The following is a 15,606-nucleotide window of genomic DNA, read 5'->3' as shown; positions in this document are numbered from 1 at the left end:
ACCATGTTGTCGCGCAGGTAGTCGAAGCCGAATTCGGAGTTGGTGCCATACGTGACGTCGGCCTTGTAGGCGGGAATCTTGCCTTCGGGGCGCATGCCATTCTGAATGAGGCCCACTTCCATGCCCAGGAAGCGGTATACGCGGCCCATCCACTCGCTGTCGCGCTTGGCCAGGTAATCGTTGACGGTGACGATATGGACGTTGTTGCCGCCCAGCGCGTTAAGATAGCCGGCGAGCGTAGATACGAGCGTTTTGCCTTCGCCCGTCTTCATCTCGGCAATCTGACCGTCGTTCAACGCCATGCCGCCGATGAGCTGCACGTCGAAATGACGCAGCCCAAGCGTGCGCTTCGAGGCCTCCCTCACGCAGGCGAACGCTTCGGGAAGAAGGTCCTTCTCGCTTTCGCCATTCTGTATGCGCTTGCGGAATTCGAACGTAAGGGCCCTGAGCTCTTCGTCGCTCCGCGCTTCCATATCGGTTTCCAGGGAATTGATGCGATCTACGATGCCCTCGTACTTCTTAAGCTGACGGCCTTCGCCCATCGTGAGAATCTTGGAGAATAATCCCATTGATTTCCGCTTTCTTGTGAACGTTGCACCCCATATTTCCAAAGTTTCACTCTAGCATAGACCCGAAGGGTTCACAGTAATATCAATGTTGCCCAGCGGATACTTCGGCGGGCGCTACGCAACGCCAGCCGACGAGATGAGGCGCGTATAGAGCCTGCTCATATGCACTGATGGCTCCATGCCCAAATCGCGCATGCGACGGCAGTACAGCGCCCACGTCTCCCCCGCCGCCGGACGCTGCCCGCAGCGCGCCTGCAATCCCATGAGCATCTCATAGCAATCCTCGCGATAGGCATCCCATTCGATGGCCTGGCGCCCGAATAGCAGCGCCATATCGCCATCGCCCAGCGCAAGCAAGGCGCGGGCCGCGCAAAGAAGCGCGTCCACAGCCCGGTGCCGATACTCGTTCCGCGCGAAATCGACCAGGTAATCGCAGCTTTCCCCAGGCAGCAGCTCGCCCGCGTACACGGCCTTGAGCTCGCCGAGCAGGCGGCCGTACCCATCGGGATCGAGCCTGCTGAAGCGCATGGTGCGACAGATATCGTCGAGGTTCATCGTGTCGCTTTCCACCAGAGCCGCGCGAATGCGAAGCACGCTTTGCGTGCGCACGAGGTAGGGATTCTCGCCCGAAGGCAGCGTGAGCGCGCGCTTCAGCAGCGAATACGTGGAGTTGAGGTTGTGGCGCGCCTTCGTGGGGGCGCTATCGGGCCATAGGCGCTCGGCCACCACATCGCGCGGAACGTCCCTGTCGGCGTCGATCACCAGAAGCGCCAGAAGAGCGCGCACCTTGGAACGAGAGAACTTGGTCATATCGACGTCGACGCCCTCTATTGACACTTGGAAGCCACCTAACAGCCTGACATGCAGCAACGGCGTACGTGGCCGGGAGCGCATGAGCGTGAGCCCCGATTCGAGTCCCACCGACGCTCCGCGCATGGCGTCTTCCGAAGCGTGCTTGCGACGGTAGAGCGCCTGCTGCGACTTGATATGCGCCTCGCAGCGCTCCACCATCGGACGAAACGGGCGAACGGCATTCGAGAGCCCCTCGCATTCGGCATAGGCCACGAGCTCGCGCAAGAGCACGAAGCCCGACAACCCCACTTCCGTTCCATACGCGTAACGCGCCGCCCATACGCATGCCTTGCGCACCGCCTCGGCATCGGTCGTGCGCAGCCTGGCATTATGCACGGCACATGCGAGCGCGATGGCGCTTGCCTCGCGTGCTTCGCCAGACAGGCGCGCGGTCGCCAGAACGGCGCGTATGCCGCCATCGGAATCATCGAGGTGCGTCCAGAACGAACGATATGCCAACGAGCGCGCGTCCGTCGAACTGGCAACGTCGTGGCAATCGCCATGCATCAGGAGGCGGCAGGCGCGGTCGACGTTATCGGCATGCAGAAACGCGAACGACGAGCACGCCAGACGATGTGGCACGTCAAGCGCCTCGCTCGAGCTCAGACGTGCAAGCATGTCGAACGCACGCAACGCATTACCCACGAACAGGCGACGCACGGCCGATCCGGCGCGCAGCATTTCGCTCTGGACATGCCCCGCCAACGCTATCGACTCATACACATCCTCGATAGGCGAAAACGCCATCGCCTCGGCGAGGGCATCCTGATGGCGGCGAAGCCATTGCGATTTCGTGCGAACGCCCACCGCGGCGCCCATCAGGCGAGATACGCGCTCGTAGCGTGCAGCAACCAACAGTTCATCGGCTAGATGGACGATATAGCGCGATGAGTCGTCGAACCCGGCGGCGTGCGCCATGCGCTTGAGATACGGCATCGCCGCGCGGATGGCCACGTCCACGGAAAAGCCGCGCACGTGGAATTCGCCGCCGTCGGAATCCAGCTCCACGAACGGGTAGTACGCCTCGACATAGTCGAGAAGCGAGCGTTCCATGTTCCCGGAGGCGATTTCGGACACGCTCCCCCGCCCCAACACGAGGCACTCGAAGATGCATGCCGCCACCAGCGCGGACTCGTCGCAGAACAGGAGCGAGAGAAGACGCTGACGGGCAAGGTCGTCGCGCAGCGCCAGCCCGGGAATGCGCTCGCTAAGCTGCAGGGAACCCTCGATGACGCCGGCGCTCGCATCGGATGCGCGAGCAACGGCAAGTTCCTCGTCGGTATACAGAAGGTCGCGCGAGGTAATCGTATCGCACGCATCGCACGTGGAAAGCGGGGCGCTCGACGGCTGAGTCGTGACGATGACCTCAACGCCCGACGAAACGAGGAAGCGACACGCCTGCTCGAACACCGCATCGCGCGCTTCGTCCAGAGCGGGCACGTCCTCGAACACTACAAGCCCCTCGGGGACGATTTCCAAAAGCGACTCGCCCATCGCGCCGGCGTCTAAATCGCGCATGAAGCAAGGACTCATGGCGTTCACCCAGCATACGCGCTCGAACCCGAACACGACTGCCGCATACTGCAGGGCGAGGTACGTCTTTCCGAACATAGCCGGGGCAACGATCCTCCTGATTTGCAAGCGATCGCGCATCATGCGCAAGAGCAGAACATCCCGATCGAAGAAGGAGCAATGGGCGAATTTGCCGGGAGCTGAACCATTGCATGCAGAGCTGAGAAGAAACTTGGACATATTGGCCTCCTGCCAGAGCAGAGAGGAGGCAACATCGGGGACCTCGATTGTACGAATAGGGCAATAGTCCCGCAACGCATCTGCGACCGACCCGCTAGAGACGTGCCCAACATGCTGCGTCCGTTACGCGACCCAACCACAAGCGCCCAGGTAATTCGACATTGACGCTAGCCGCTTACCGCTATTTCCATACCGTCTACCGTAGACTAGAGTAATCTCCTACAAAAGCGCTTCGATTTGCTGAGGAACCTTTCTCGTGCCCGCAAGCGAGATGTTGTTCAGGAATATCACATCGCTGATGGCGTGCTCATCCACGAACGCGGGAATGTTCGCATCGCTATAGCGGTAGTCGATGACGTAGACATCCTGATACGACCCAACGAGCAAGGGAACGAACGCGTTGCCAAACGAGTCCTTCACCACCAGGCAGGCCGACCCGTCGGTTATTTCCGGGTTCGTAATATGCTGTTCGGCCTGGTCGCCATTGATAAAGCAACTATAGAGGTTATTGGAGCTCCACCCATCTACGCTCATGATCACGTTACCCTGCAGCTCTTCCCCATCAGACGTGACGTACGTCATGTCGTTGGTGGCGGCGGGAACGTAGGCTTCCACATAATCGGGGTCGGCGGCCATAGCGGCATCTTCGCCGAGTTCGGAATAGAACGACCCCAGAAACGGCTCGTATACGCGCTTTTCCCATGCGAACATATCCACGGGCTCGATGCCCTTCTGCTCGCAAAACTCCTGATACGCGTAGTACGCTCCGAGCTCAGTCCAATGATGGTCGGTTTTGAAGTAGATGTACTCGCCGCGATGCGCGCGAAGGTTCTCAAGCGGGTCGACGCCAATGACGCGTTCGTCGTACAAGCTGAAGAAGTACTTTATCGCCTGGGCCTGATCGGTGCCACCCAACGACGCGAGCACGTCCTCGTCGAGCAGCGCCGCGGAATTATTGGGCACGATTAGCGAATAGACCTGGGCTTTCCCATCAAGCGCCTGAGCAGCGTGATTCATGGCGTCGGCATAGCTCTGCACCGCACTCTGCGAGAAGTAGTAGATGCTGTATGCCGATGAGCCATCGACGTACAGACCATCCATGATGCTATCTTCCACTTCGGCATCGCGCTGCTGCTCGGTGGGCGCATCGACGTATTCGCGCTGTTGCGTCTTCGCAGAAGACTCCGGCGCGCTCTCGCCTTCGGCGGGCAGCTCGTCAGCCTGCACGTTGCCCCCGACGAAACGCGTCTGCGGCTGAATGCCAAACAGGGAGCTAAAGCTCTGGTCAGCCGAAACAAGCAGCTCACGAAGGGGGAAGGTGTCGGAATACCACAGCGACACCTGGGTGAAATACGACCCATCGAGAAAGCTCTCCACCGTGAACGCGGGGAATTCCGTGAGCGTGCGCTTTTCGGCTTCCGAAACGGAAGGGCGTGCGAAAAACGCCGAACCCACCACGAAGCCCACGAGGATGATGACCATTGCCGAGCGAACCGCGAAATCACGGCACGCGGAAAGGGAGAAGCGCCTGCGTGGCTCCGCGGCGTGGGAGCGAGGCGCTTGGGAGGCGCGATTATGAGCGTGCTTTCCGTCCACGATTCGCCCCCTAGAACCTGAAGTAGATAAACGGGTTATACGTTGCCCCAGCCAGGGAAATCACCGAGAGGGCAAGCAAGACCGGAGGGGTAGCGGCCTCGACGATGCCGAACGCGACCCCGAACGCCTGATTGCGCTTCGCCAGGCGAAACATGGAACGGCGAAGGACCTTGCCCAGGTTGGTGCACGCGATAACGCAGAACGCGATGAGGAAGACGTTCTGCAAGAAGAGCGTTCCCACTTCCATGCTCGTGAGGGGAACGCCGCCCACGAAGAACATGTTGGCCAGCACCGAGCACATTTCGCCCAGGTGCTCGAAGCGGAACAGCACCCACCCCACCAGCACGACCAGGCATGCGTAGGCATGATCGAGCCCACGGGGGATGCGATCTTTCACGACATAGCGCTCGAGCATAAGAAATGCCAGGTAGAACAAACCCCATAGGATGTAGTTCCAGCTCGCGCCATGCCAAAGCCCCGTAAGGAACCAGACGATGCAGTAATTGCGCACGATGAGCACCTCGGCACAGCGGCTGCCGCCAAGGGGGATGTAGACGTAATCGCGAAAGAACGACGAGAGCGAGATATGCCAACGACGCCAGAAATCCTTGATCGACGTGGCCATATAGGGGTAGTTGAAGTTCTCGAGGTAGTGGAATCCCACCATGCGCCCCAACCCGATGGCCATGTCGGAATACGCGCTGAAGTCGAAATAGATCTGGAACATGTAGAAGAGCATGCCGAGCCAGCACCCCAACGTGGGCTCGGTAAGCACGGCGCCCACGCCCGTGGGCAGAAGCGTGTCGGCCACCTCTGCGCACGAGTTGGCCAAAACGGCCTTCTTGGCCAGGCCAACGCAGAAGCGCCGGACCCCGTAGAAGACGTCCTTGCGCGTGACCGTGCGATTGTCGATTTCCGCTTCCACCGTTTCGTAGCGGATGATGGGGCCCGCGATGCACTGATGGAACAGCGACGCATACATGAGCACCTTCCAATACGCGGGCTGCGCGGAAACGCGGCCGTGATACACGTCGGCCACATAGGAAATGAGCTGGAACGTGTAGAAGGAAATGCCGATGGGAAGGAGTATGTTCGGAATCTCTTCCGGAACGCCCGCGAAGAACTGGATGTTCCCCAGAAGGAACGTCATGTACTTGAAATACGCCAGCAGACCCAGCAAGACGATGCAGCATGCCGCGAGCATCGCACGCTTGCCGCGCTCGCTACCGCTCGACTGAATGCGCAAGGCGAAAAACCAGCTAGCAAGCGACTCGAGCATGATGAGCGGCACATACTGCGGCCCACCCCACGCGTAGAAGACGAGCGACGAGATAAGAAGCCACGGGTTGCGAAACGAACGGTTGGCGAAGAAGTAGACGACAAGGTGAATGGGAAGAAAGACGAATATGAACACGAGACTCGAGAAAACCATAGCCCGCAGCGCCTTCCCCCATGCAAACGCACCCAAACCATACGGGAATGCATGGTAGCAGATTGAGCGCACGCCACACGCGCAAACCGCGCAAACGAAACGCCTTTTCGGGAACAGGCGCGTTAAATCCCAGGGGAATTTCCTCTGCCGCGCAACCCTTCTAGTACACTGAAGAGCAGAAAGCGTATCGGAGCGAGGAAGGGGCCTTTTGGCGACATTCGAGTTCATTCTCATCCTGGTAGTGGCGATTCTCGTATCCGCGGTTATCGGCCAGTTCATCCACCGCGTCTCGCTTCCGCTCATCCAAATCGCCACGGGCCTGGTCTGCGCCATGCTCTACCTCTCGCCCATCGACCCAACCCTCGACCCCGATTTCTTCCTGCTGCTCTTCATCGCGCCCCTGCTGTTCCGCGATGCGAAGAAGGCCGACAAGACGGCCCTCTGGACGAACCGCTACATCATCCTCTCGCTTGCCGTGGGACTCGTCGTGCTCATCACGCTTAGCGTGGGGTTGTTCATCGACTGGTTCATTCCAGCCATACCCTTCGCCGTGGCCCTTGCGCTAGGCGCCACCCTGGGACCCACCGACGCCGTGGCAGTCGCGTCGATGTCGGAAGACGCGCAGCTCGACCGCGACGATAACGCCCTGCTGCAAGGCGAGGCCCTGCTGAACGACGCAACCGGCGTCGTCGCCTTCCAATTCGCCGTGGTGTACGCGACGACGGGTGGCTTTTCGGCGGGGGAAGCCGTCTCGACCTTCTCGATCCTGTTCCTAGGCGGCATTGCCGTGGGCGCGGCCATGGCACTCATCCTGCATGCCATCGAAAGCCGCATTCGAAACTCGGGCATGGAATCCACGACGTTCTACATCCTCTACGACATCCTCAGCCCGTTCGCCATCTTCCTCGCCGCGGAGGAGGCCTTCGGATTCAGCGGCGTTCTTGCCGTGGTTACCGCGGGCATCATCCTGGGAAGCTTCCGCGACCAGCGCATCGGGCCCTCCATTTCGCACCTGAACATCAATTCCGAGAGCGTCTGGGACCTTCTCTCGTATCTCATCAACGGCATCGTGTTCGTAATGCTGGGATTCCAGCTTCCCCGCGCCATGCAGGTCATGTGGGGCAGCCTGCAGGTTTCCCACCTGCAGCTCATCGGCTGGGTGCTGGGCATCACGGCCGTCATCGTGATAGTGCGCTTCCTCTGGCTTTTGGCCACGAACTACCGCGCCGGGCGCGGAGCTGGGCGCACGAAGGTAAAGTGGAAGCAGCGCCTGCATTCGGCGCTCATCACCACCTGCGGTGGCCCGAAAGGCGCCGTCACCCTGGCCATCGCGTTCAGCCTGCCCTACGTGGTTGCCGATGGCACGCCCTTCCCGCAACGCAACCTCATCATCTTCCTGGCGTCGGGCGTTATCGTCTGCACGCTCATCCTGGCGAACGTCGCGCTTCCCCTCTTGGCTCCAGCGGGCGAAGCAGCAGATGCCAACGATGAGGCCGACTTCGCCCAGCGTCGCATCGACATCCTGCAGCGCGTTATCGCGCGCCTGAATGCGCAGGTCGACGAAGACAACGCTGCAGCCATACAATCGGTGGTCGTTTCGTATTTGAACCGCATCGCGCGCATCAGGTCGCAGAACGACATCGACGACCCGCGTTCGCGTGACGAGGGCATCAGGGCGCGCCTATGGGTGATTCGCTTCCAAGACGAATACGTGAACAAGCTCATGGACGAAGACAAGGTCGACCTCGTCATGGCCTACGACTACCTGAAGAGGCTCGCACGCATGGAAAACGTCGCGCGCCATTCCCAGGGAAGCTTCCGCAGAACCGCAGCCCGCGTGGCCAAGCGGGGCTTTCGCTCCATGCACATGGCTGCGGGAACGCTGCAACGCCACTTCAGGCCCGCGAGGCAAGACGAGCGCATCGCCATGCGCGATTTGCAGATCGAAGTGGAGGAAGCCACCATCAGGCAGCTCGAGACGATGCTGGACGGCAAGGAATTCAGCTCGGTAACCGTTGCTTCCGTGCTTGCGGCCCATCACGGCACGCTCGCGCGCCTGCGCCAGGGCATCCCCTCCATCACGCAGCAAATCGCCTCGTACAACGAGGACTTCAACGAAATGCAGGCCGTGGGCCTAAGGCTGGAACTCGAGATCATCCACGAGCAGTACGAAAAGGGTCACCTCTCGCGTATGGAAGCGCAATCGATGCGCGAGAACGTCTACCTCATGCAAATGGACCTCGAAGGGTTCATTTCGTAAGCGCGCACCTCGTCTCGCAATCGCATACGCGCATTTCTACGCAGAAATATGCACTATTCGGCCTTGATGTTGGATGAATATTCAAATTCTCCTACCACTATAGCGCGCTGTAGTACTATAGTACCGCCTTGGGAGAGGAAGCGATTGGCCCACCCAATCGAAACTCAAGGAAAGCCAAGAACATAAGGAGAGACCATGAAAGACGCGGTTGCGCCCCAGGAAGCGCAAACGAGCCTGAAGCGCGCCTTCGGCATGCGCGAGTGCATCACCATCACCGTTGGCACGGTAATCGGCGTGGGGCTGTTCACGACAGGAGGAAACATCGTCGGCGAGATGGGGCCGCAAGTGGTGCTGGCTACGCTCGTCGCGATGCTCGTGAGCATCTTTCCCGCCCTCATGTACGGCGAGATGGGAGCCGCGCTGCCCTATGCAGGTGGCACGTACCAGTACGCCACGCTAGGCCTGGGACGCCCCTTCGGCATGCTTGCCGGCTGGAACTTCATCATCTCCCTCGTGGCGGTAACCGGCGGCGAATCGCTCGCCTTCAGCTACTATCTGAAGACCCTATTCCTTGCACTGGGCATCGACCTGCCCATCCCCGACGCGGCGATAGCCGCCATCGTACTTGCAGCGTTCATCGTCACCAACGTGCGCGGCGTGAAAATCACCGGCCGCCTGCAGAACGCCTTCATGTTCTTCTTCTGGGGCGTGGCGCTCATCTGGTTCCTTACCATGATTCCCAACGTGTCGCTCCCCCACTTCGTGCAGGCGCCCGATTTCCTGGGCAGCACCGACGGACTTGGGTTCATCGGCTGCGTGGCCATTATCTGGTGGTGCTTCGCGGGCTTCGAGACCTGCTGCGCCATGGGCGAGGAAATCAAATTCCCGCACATCAACATTCCCCGCGCGCTCATCCTCTCGCCGTTCATCATCTTTGCGGTAAACGCGCTCTTCCAGTGGTTCCTGGTCGGCCTTACGCCCACCGAAAGCCTGGGTGCCATCGCGGAATCGGCAGCGCCCTATGCGGAGGGCATGGCAGCCGCGGGCATTCTGGGCCTTCCCCTGGCGCTCTTGGCAGCTGGCATCGCCTTCGGCGGCGACTTCTCGACCCTGAACGCCAGCATTGCCGTACCACCTCGCTATCTGTTCACCATGGCGCGCGACGGCGCCATGCCCAGGGTATTCGCGAAAGTGCACGGCCGCTTTGGCACGCCCTACATCGCCATCATCGTACTAGGAGTGGGTTCCATCATCCTCGTCTGCACCAACACGCTCGATTACATCGCATCGCTGAGCCTCTTTGCCGATCTGTTCTACTACATCATTGGCATCTGCGCGGCCATCGGCCTACGCCTTCGCTATCCCGAAATGAACCGCCCCTTCAAGGTGCGCGGCCTCATCGTTGGTGGCATCATAAGCGCCATCATCTACGCAATCATGATGACGCAGCTCGAATCCGACGCCATGATTACGGGTGCCATTTGGTGCGTCGCTGGCCTTGTCATCTTCTTCATCTGCCAAAGCATCTACGGCAAGAGCGAAATAGCCATTCCGGAAAAGGCGCCCATCGACCCTTCCCCCGAAGAGCGCGCAAAGATGGACCGGCAATTCAAGGTCTGGGCAGTGGGTTCCCTCGTGGCATTCCTCATTGCGCTCCTACTGTACGCAATACCTTCGATTACGGCGTAACCAACCATATAGCGATAATAGTCACCGAAAAGATACCATTCAGCAACCAAAACGAGAGATTCCTCCGATGGGGCTTAGAGTGAATGCAGTGCATGACCAGCCACCATCAGAAGACAAGGGGGATTCTCATGGAACGAACAGGGTCTAGAAGGCTGCTGGCAGTTGCCACAATTGTTATTGTGGCAACGCTGGCGCTCATGCTTGGCACAAGTTCCAAGGCAATGGCTGACGAGGCAGCCAAGTGGACCGACGGCCAGAAATTCGAGACCACCAACTGGTTCGAGGACGGCGTCTACCTCGAGAGCGACGTAACCGTGACGATTTCGGAAGGCGTCACGGTCTTCGTAGATAACGGACTCAACACGAACGGCTACACGTTGACCGTCACGGGCGGAGGCAGGCTTTCCGCCAATGGCGAGGACTTCGAAATCGAAGAAAACGGCGGTACGGCCATCACCGGCAACGTAGTCGTTAACGGCGCTTCCATCTGGGCTGGCGGCGGCACGGGCGGCGATGCCACCGAAGAAGCCAACGGCGGCAAGGGCGGAGCCGGAATCAACGGCAACCTGACCGTCATCGACGGAACGGCAGAGCTGAAGGGCGGCTCTGGTGGCGCTGCTAGCGAGATGGGCGGAAGCGCCGGCGCGAACGGGCAAGGCATAACCACCGGAGCGATAACCGCGCCCGCCATCGAAGTCAGCTCCGACGGCAATACCTGGTCGACCTTCCCGGGAACCATGCCGTCCACGCGCTACGTATACGCCAGCAAGCCCATCACGTATCTGGATGAGAACGGCGAGGAACAGTCTCGCGTGCGCTACGGCGTTCTCACGAGCCACTCGGAAACCGTCGGAGGCTGGCTCGTCGTCAAGGGCGAGGTCGACATCACCCATTACATCGACTTCGAGGGTGACACGAACATCATCCTCTGTGACGACGCCAAGCTCACTGTGGAAGGCATAGAAGCCAACAGGCAGATGAATACAGACCCATGGCCCAACCTGACCATCTACGCCCAGAGTACGGGCGCTAACAAGGGCAAGCTCGTGACGGAGAGCGAACGCACGGACAAGGGCGGCATCCTAGCCGGTATCCTGACGATCAACGGCGGCTCCATCGAGGCAACGGGTGATGTCGCGGGCCTGTACTGCGCCAATGACGTGGTCATCAATGACGGCATCGTCACATGCGAGGGCTACTACGGCATTTCCGCCAACTCCGTGTCAATCAGCGGCGGATCCGTTACCATGAGCGGCGAAAACCATTGCATTGACTATGGCGAAGGCGGCCTTACCATAGCCGAAGGCATGAACGTCATTGCAGGCGCCAACGAAACCAGCGCCACACCCATAGTGAATCCGCAAGCGTGGGAAGCTGACGAAAAATGGGCGCAGGTCACGGAGGTCATCCCCGTCACCGGCGTCGAACTCGACCAGGAAACCGCGAATATGAAGATCGGTGACTCCCTGACGCTCACCGCCACCATATCGCCCAGCGACGCTACGGACAAATCCGTGACGTGGAAGAGCACCAACGAGGGCGTTGCCACCGTGGCCGACGGCGTCGTCACCGGCGTGGGCGCAGGCAGCGCCACCATCACCGTCGAGAGCGCCAGCAATCCCGAAGCCACCGCGACCTGCGAGGTGACCGTAACGGCCCCCGCCCCCGCGACCCAGGAGATGCACCGCCTGTACAACCCCAACTCCGGCGAGCACTTCTACACGTCCAGCACGAGCGAACGCGATGACCTCATTGCGCTTGGCTGGATCTACGAGGGAGTCGGCTGGGTTGCGCCCGTCGAGGGCGATCCGGTCTACCGCCTGTACAACAAGTACGGCGGCGAGCACCACTACACGCTGTCCAAGGACGAGCGCGATTCGCTCGTGAGCATTGGCTGGACCTACGAGGGCGTCGGCTGGCGCACGGCTGGCAACGATGGCGCCCCCGTCTACCGCCAGTACAACCCCAACGCGTTCGCGAACAACCACAACTTCACCGCCAGCACCGCCGAGCGCGACAAGCTCGTGTCCCTTGGCTGGCACGACGAGAAGATCGCCTGGTACGGCGTGAAGTAGAGAACACGCATAAGGAGGACCTAGAACGCCCGGCGCACCGATTGGAGCGCTGGGCGTTTTTCATGTCGAGGGCGCTGTATAGGATTGTGCGACGTGGAACGGCGTAACGAACAGGAGGCGCTCGAGTCTTCGGGGTCGCTTCCCGGTGCAGAAAGCTCGGTGGAAACCAGAGATGTAACGCGTTGGCACGCGCGCCACTTCCCCGTGGACAGCAAAAAGGCCAGGATTTGCATCCTGGCCTGGTGATTCATGGTAGCCCGTACGAGATTCGAACTCGTGATCTCCGCCTTGAGAGGGCGATGTCCTAAACCGCTAGACGAACGGGCCATTGTGGCTGGGGTAGCAGGAGTCGAACCCACACATACGGTACCAGAAACCGCTGTACTACCATTATACGATACCCCAGTAGCACTTCGTTGTGACTGCTGTGTTTCACAACGCGAGAGAGTATATTACGGGTCTCCCCCGCAGCCGTCAACCCCCTTTTGAAATTGTGGATATATCTTCACGAAGAGGGTTATTTGGAACGTACATCAACAGCTAGCTGATGCCGTACCAGGCAATTCCCTCATCGTTCCACCCCACCGAAACGAGCTGATCGCGCTCAGACGCGCTCGTGGTGAAGTTATGCGCGCCCGCAACGGCATTGGGGTTGTACTGACGGTACACGGCAACCGATTTCGAGTCGTCGCTATACCAGCCAATCCCCTCGTAGCTCCAGCCAAGCGCGGCAAGCTCGTCACGCTCGGAAGCGCTCGTGGTGTAATGGTGATCGCCCGCATTCGGGTTATACAGGCGGTATACCGGCGTGGAGGAGCTCCAGGGGGAATTCCAGCCTATCCCCTCTTGAATCCAGCCCACATTCACCAGATTAGTACGCTCCACGATGCTCGACGTGTAGAAATGCTCGCCCGAGTTCGGGTTGTAGAGGCGGTAGAGCACCATGCCGTTCAGATTGGGCACGGAAGAGCCCGCGTAGCACGGGATGATATAGCCATACGAAGGCTCGACGTTGTTCTTGGCGTATACCGAATCCATGAGTGTGGCAATCTTCGCGGGCCACTGCACGTCGGAAGCATATTCATGCCAGGCGGAACCCGTATCATTCGCGCGCTGGTAATCCCAGCGCATCGCGTAGAGCGTAGGCGAAGCATACTTGTCGCGCGTGCGGTGGACGTAGTTTGTGGAAATCCACTTGGCACCGCCCATGATGGCGGCTTCGCGGGAATTCCAACCATTCTGCACCGCCATGCTGCGCCCACCTGAAAGCGGACTGCTGTCGTAGGCGCCAATGCCAAAGTAGTTGTAGTACGTGCCCGCGGCATACGTGTCGCCTTCGATGGCGATGCTCCCATCGTAGTAATAACCATTGGAAAGCGTGGAAGTGCCCCAGCCCGATTCAAGAACGGCATGCGCCACCAGATACGCCGCACTTATGCCGTACGTCTGCTCGGCCCGAATGAACGCATAGCCCATGCCATGCAGCGAACCGGAACGACCGTTCGACGTAGAATCGATGAATGCGTCGATCTGCTCCGCCGTAAGGCCCGAAGAGACGGTGAGGTCGACGAACTGCGACAAGCTCACCTGGTTCGGGTCGAGCGCCGAACGGAGCGCCGACGTGGAAGCGGAGCTCCTCGAGCTTTCGATCGAGACCATCTTGTCGAGCGACATGGAAAGGTAGACGACACTACCCGAGTTCGACTGAATCCCCAGAAGGGAGTACGAATTCCGAGAATCGGCCTGCGTTGCCGCGGGCGTGTAATCGTTCGTGTCGACGGTCTCGTACGACGAGGCGTCGGAACCTTCGGGGGCCGTTTCGATTTCCACGGCATAGGCATTGGATGAAACAGCCAAAGAAGCCAGAAGGCATACGGTGGCCATGAGGGGAAGAGTTCGTTTCATGGTGCGTGCTCCCTTAGTCATCGGTATGTACGCCGTCATCGTAGCATGCTCGAAAAACCATTCCCAATCCACCAGCTAGTATATGGCGCGCCTGCACGAAGAGCCCATCGGTTGCACACATACGCGCGCGTGACTGATTCATGCGCTTTACCCCAACGGAGTGCAGTTCGCGTGCATTTCATGGCCCCCAGCGCATGATAGGGGTATCCTTGTTGGAATCTATCCGCATCTCGATCCTCAGAGAAAGGGAATGTATGCGCTACGTAAAGATCGTCGACAACATTGCAAACGGCATCACGCGCGATAGTACGCCCGACTTGGGCGACGGCTACCAGGGCACCACGAACCTGGAAGAAGCCGACGCTATCCTCGTGCGCGCGAGTAGTCTTCACGATGTGGAGTTCCCCGAATCACTGCGCTGCATTGCCCGCTCCGGAGCTGGATTCAACAACATCCCCATCGAACGCTGCGCCAAAGAGGGCATCGTCGTGTTCAACGCGCCCGGTGCCAACTCTAACGCCGTAAAGGAACTGGTCGTAGGCCAGATTATGCTCAACTCGCGCAACACGCTCGGCGGCGAGCAGTGGGTGCTCGACCACGCGGACGACCCCGACGTGGCAAAGGGCGCCGAAAAGGCGAAGAAGGCATACGTGGGCCACGAGGCAATCGGCCGCAAGGTCGGCGTCGTGGGCACTGGCGCCGTGGGTTCGAAGGTTGCCAACGCGCTCGTCGCGCTGGGCATGGAAGTGCATGGCTACGACCCGTACATCTCGGTTCAGCACGCCTACGAGCTGTCGCACCGCGTCATCCGCGATGCCGACCTGAACGAAATGTGCAAGGGCTGCGATTACCTCACCCTGCACGTTCCCTCCAAGGAAGACACCGTGAAGATGATTGGCGCGGAACAGCTGGCCCTGCTCAACCCGGGCGCCATGCTCATCAACTACGCGCGTGACACCATCGTCAACGAGGCCGAAGTCGCCGCCGCCCTGGAAAGCGGCCAGCTGGGCCTCTACATCACCGACTTCGCCAATCCCGAGGTCATGAAGATGAAGAACGTCATCGTCACGCCCCATATGGGCGCCTGCACGCGCGAAGCCGAGGAAAACTGCGCTCACATGGCCATCAGCGCCATGAAGGACTACCTGGAACATGGCATCATCCGCAATTCGGTGAACTACTCCAATTGCGACATGGGCCCCTGCACCTCCGCCGGCCGTATCGCCGTGCTCCACGCGAACGTTCCCAACATGATCAGCCAGATCACGAACGTCCTCTCCACCGAGAACGTCAACATCTCGCGCATGGTGAGCGAACCCGCGAACGAGCATGCCTACACGGTGGTCGACCTCGATAGCGAGATCAAGCAGGAAACCGTCGACGCCCTGCGCGCCATCCCCAACGTGTACCGCGTGCGCGTCGTCGTTCCCGCCAACGGCCCCACGGGCGGTCTGGGAACCAGCAACTAGCAATTTG

General features: G+C 59.9%; 7 protein-coding genes, 2 tRNA genes and 2 pseudogenes. 4 read left to right on the top strand and 7 right to left on the bottom strand.

All coding sequences use genetic code 11. The features are described from left to right. The 4 genes and pseudogenes from AC04P6_RS06820 to AC04P6_RS06805 all read right to left on the bottom strand — a co-directional run. Positions 1–569 (bottom strand): annotated as a pseudogene (locus AC04P6_RS06820) (preprotein translocase subunit SecA); the annotation flags it as partial. A gap of 114 nt (positions 570–683) precedes the next feature. Then, complete coding sequence (locus tag AC04P6_RS06815; RefSeq protein WP_475565867.1) at positions 684–3,173, bottom strand: AfsR/SARP family transcriptional regulator; 2,490 nt, start codon at positions 3,171–3,173, stop codon at positions 684–686. Between the two features lie 219 nt (positions 3,174–3,392). Next, complete coding sequence (locus tag AC04P6_RS06810) at positions 3,393–4,769, bottom strand: DHHW family protein (protein WP_475565866.1); 1,377 nt, start codon at positions 4,767–4,769, stop codon at positions 3,393–3,395. 10 nt (positions 4,770–4,779) lie between these two features. After that, the gene (locus AC04P6_RS06805) at positions 4,780–6,201 is read right to left on the bottom strand and encodes an MBOAT family O-acyltransferase (protein WP_475565865.1); all 1,422 of its coding nucleotides are present in this window, start codon (positions 6,199–6,201) and stop codon (positions 4,780–4,782) included. 241 nt (positions 6,202–6,442) lie between these two features. Here AC04P6_RS06805 and AC04P6_RS06800 point away from each other — a divergent pair. The 3 genes and pseudogenes from AC04P6_RS06800 to AC04P6_RS06790 all read left to right on the top strand — a co-directional run. Then, positions 6,443–7,639: pseudogene (locus AC04P6_RS06800) on the top strand (cation:proton antiporter); the annotation flags it as partial. A gap of 1,017 nt (positions 7,640–8,656) precedes the next feature. Further along, the gene (locus AC04P6_RS06795) at positions 8,657–10,150 is read left to right on the top strand and encodes an APC family permease (protein WP_475565864.1); all 1,494 of its coding nucleotides are present in this window, start codon (positions 8,657–8,659) and stop codon (positions 10,148–10,150) included. Positions 10,151–10,347: 197 nt separating this feature from the next. Then, positions 10,348–12,225 (top strand): Ig-like domain-containing protein, encoded by a 1,878-nt coding sequence (locus AC04P6_RS06790; RefSeq protein ID WP_475565863.1) that lies wholly within the window; start codon positions 10,348–10,350, stop codon positions 12,223–12,225. Between the two features lie 250 nt (positions 12,226–12,475). Here AC04P6_RS06790 and AC04P6_RS06785 read toward each other — a convergent pair. The 3 genes from AC04P6_RS06785 to AC04P6_RS06775 form a co-directional block, all read right to left on the bottom strand. Further along, positions 12,476–12,552 (bottom strand) — tRNA-Glu (locus tag AC04P6_RS06785). Between the two features lie 4 nt (positions 12,553–12,556). Next, positions 12,557–12,630: transfer RNA gene (locus AC04P6_RS06780), tRNA-Gln, on the bottom strand. Positions 12,631–12,765: 135 nt separating this feature from the next. Beyond that, a complete protein-coding gene (locus AC04P6_RS06775) occupies positions 12,766–14,130 on the bottom strand; it encodes a glucosaminidase domain-containing protein (protein ID WP_475565862.1) in 1,365 nt (454 codons plus the stop codon). A 254-nt stretch (positions 14,131–14,384) separates the two neighbouring features. On the opposite strand from AC04P6_RS06775, the gene AC04P6_RS06770 reads away from it, so the two are divergent. Further along, a complete protein-coding gene (locus tag AC04P6_RS06770; protein WP_475565861.1) occupies positions 14,385–15,599 on the top strand; it encodes a phosphoglycerate dehydrogenase in 1,215 nt (404 codons plus the stop codon). Positions 15,600–15,606: the final 7 nt, after the last annotated feature.

The organism is Denitrobacterium sp. (assembly GCF_056180635.1).
The sequence above is the reverse complement of the archived record's forward strand: the minus strand, read 5'-3'. Positions and strand labels throughout refer to the sequence as shown.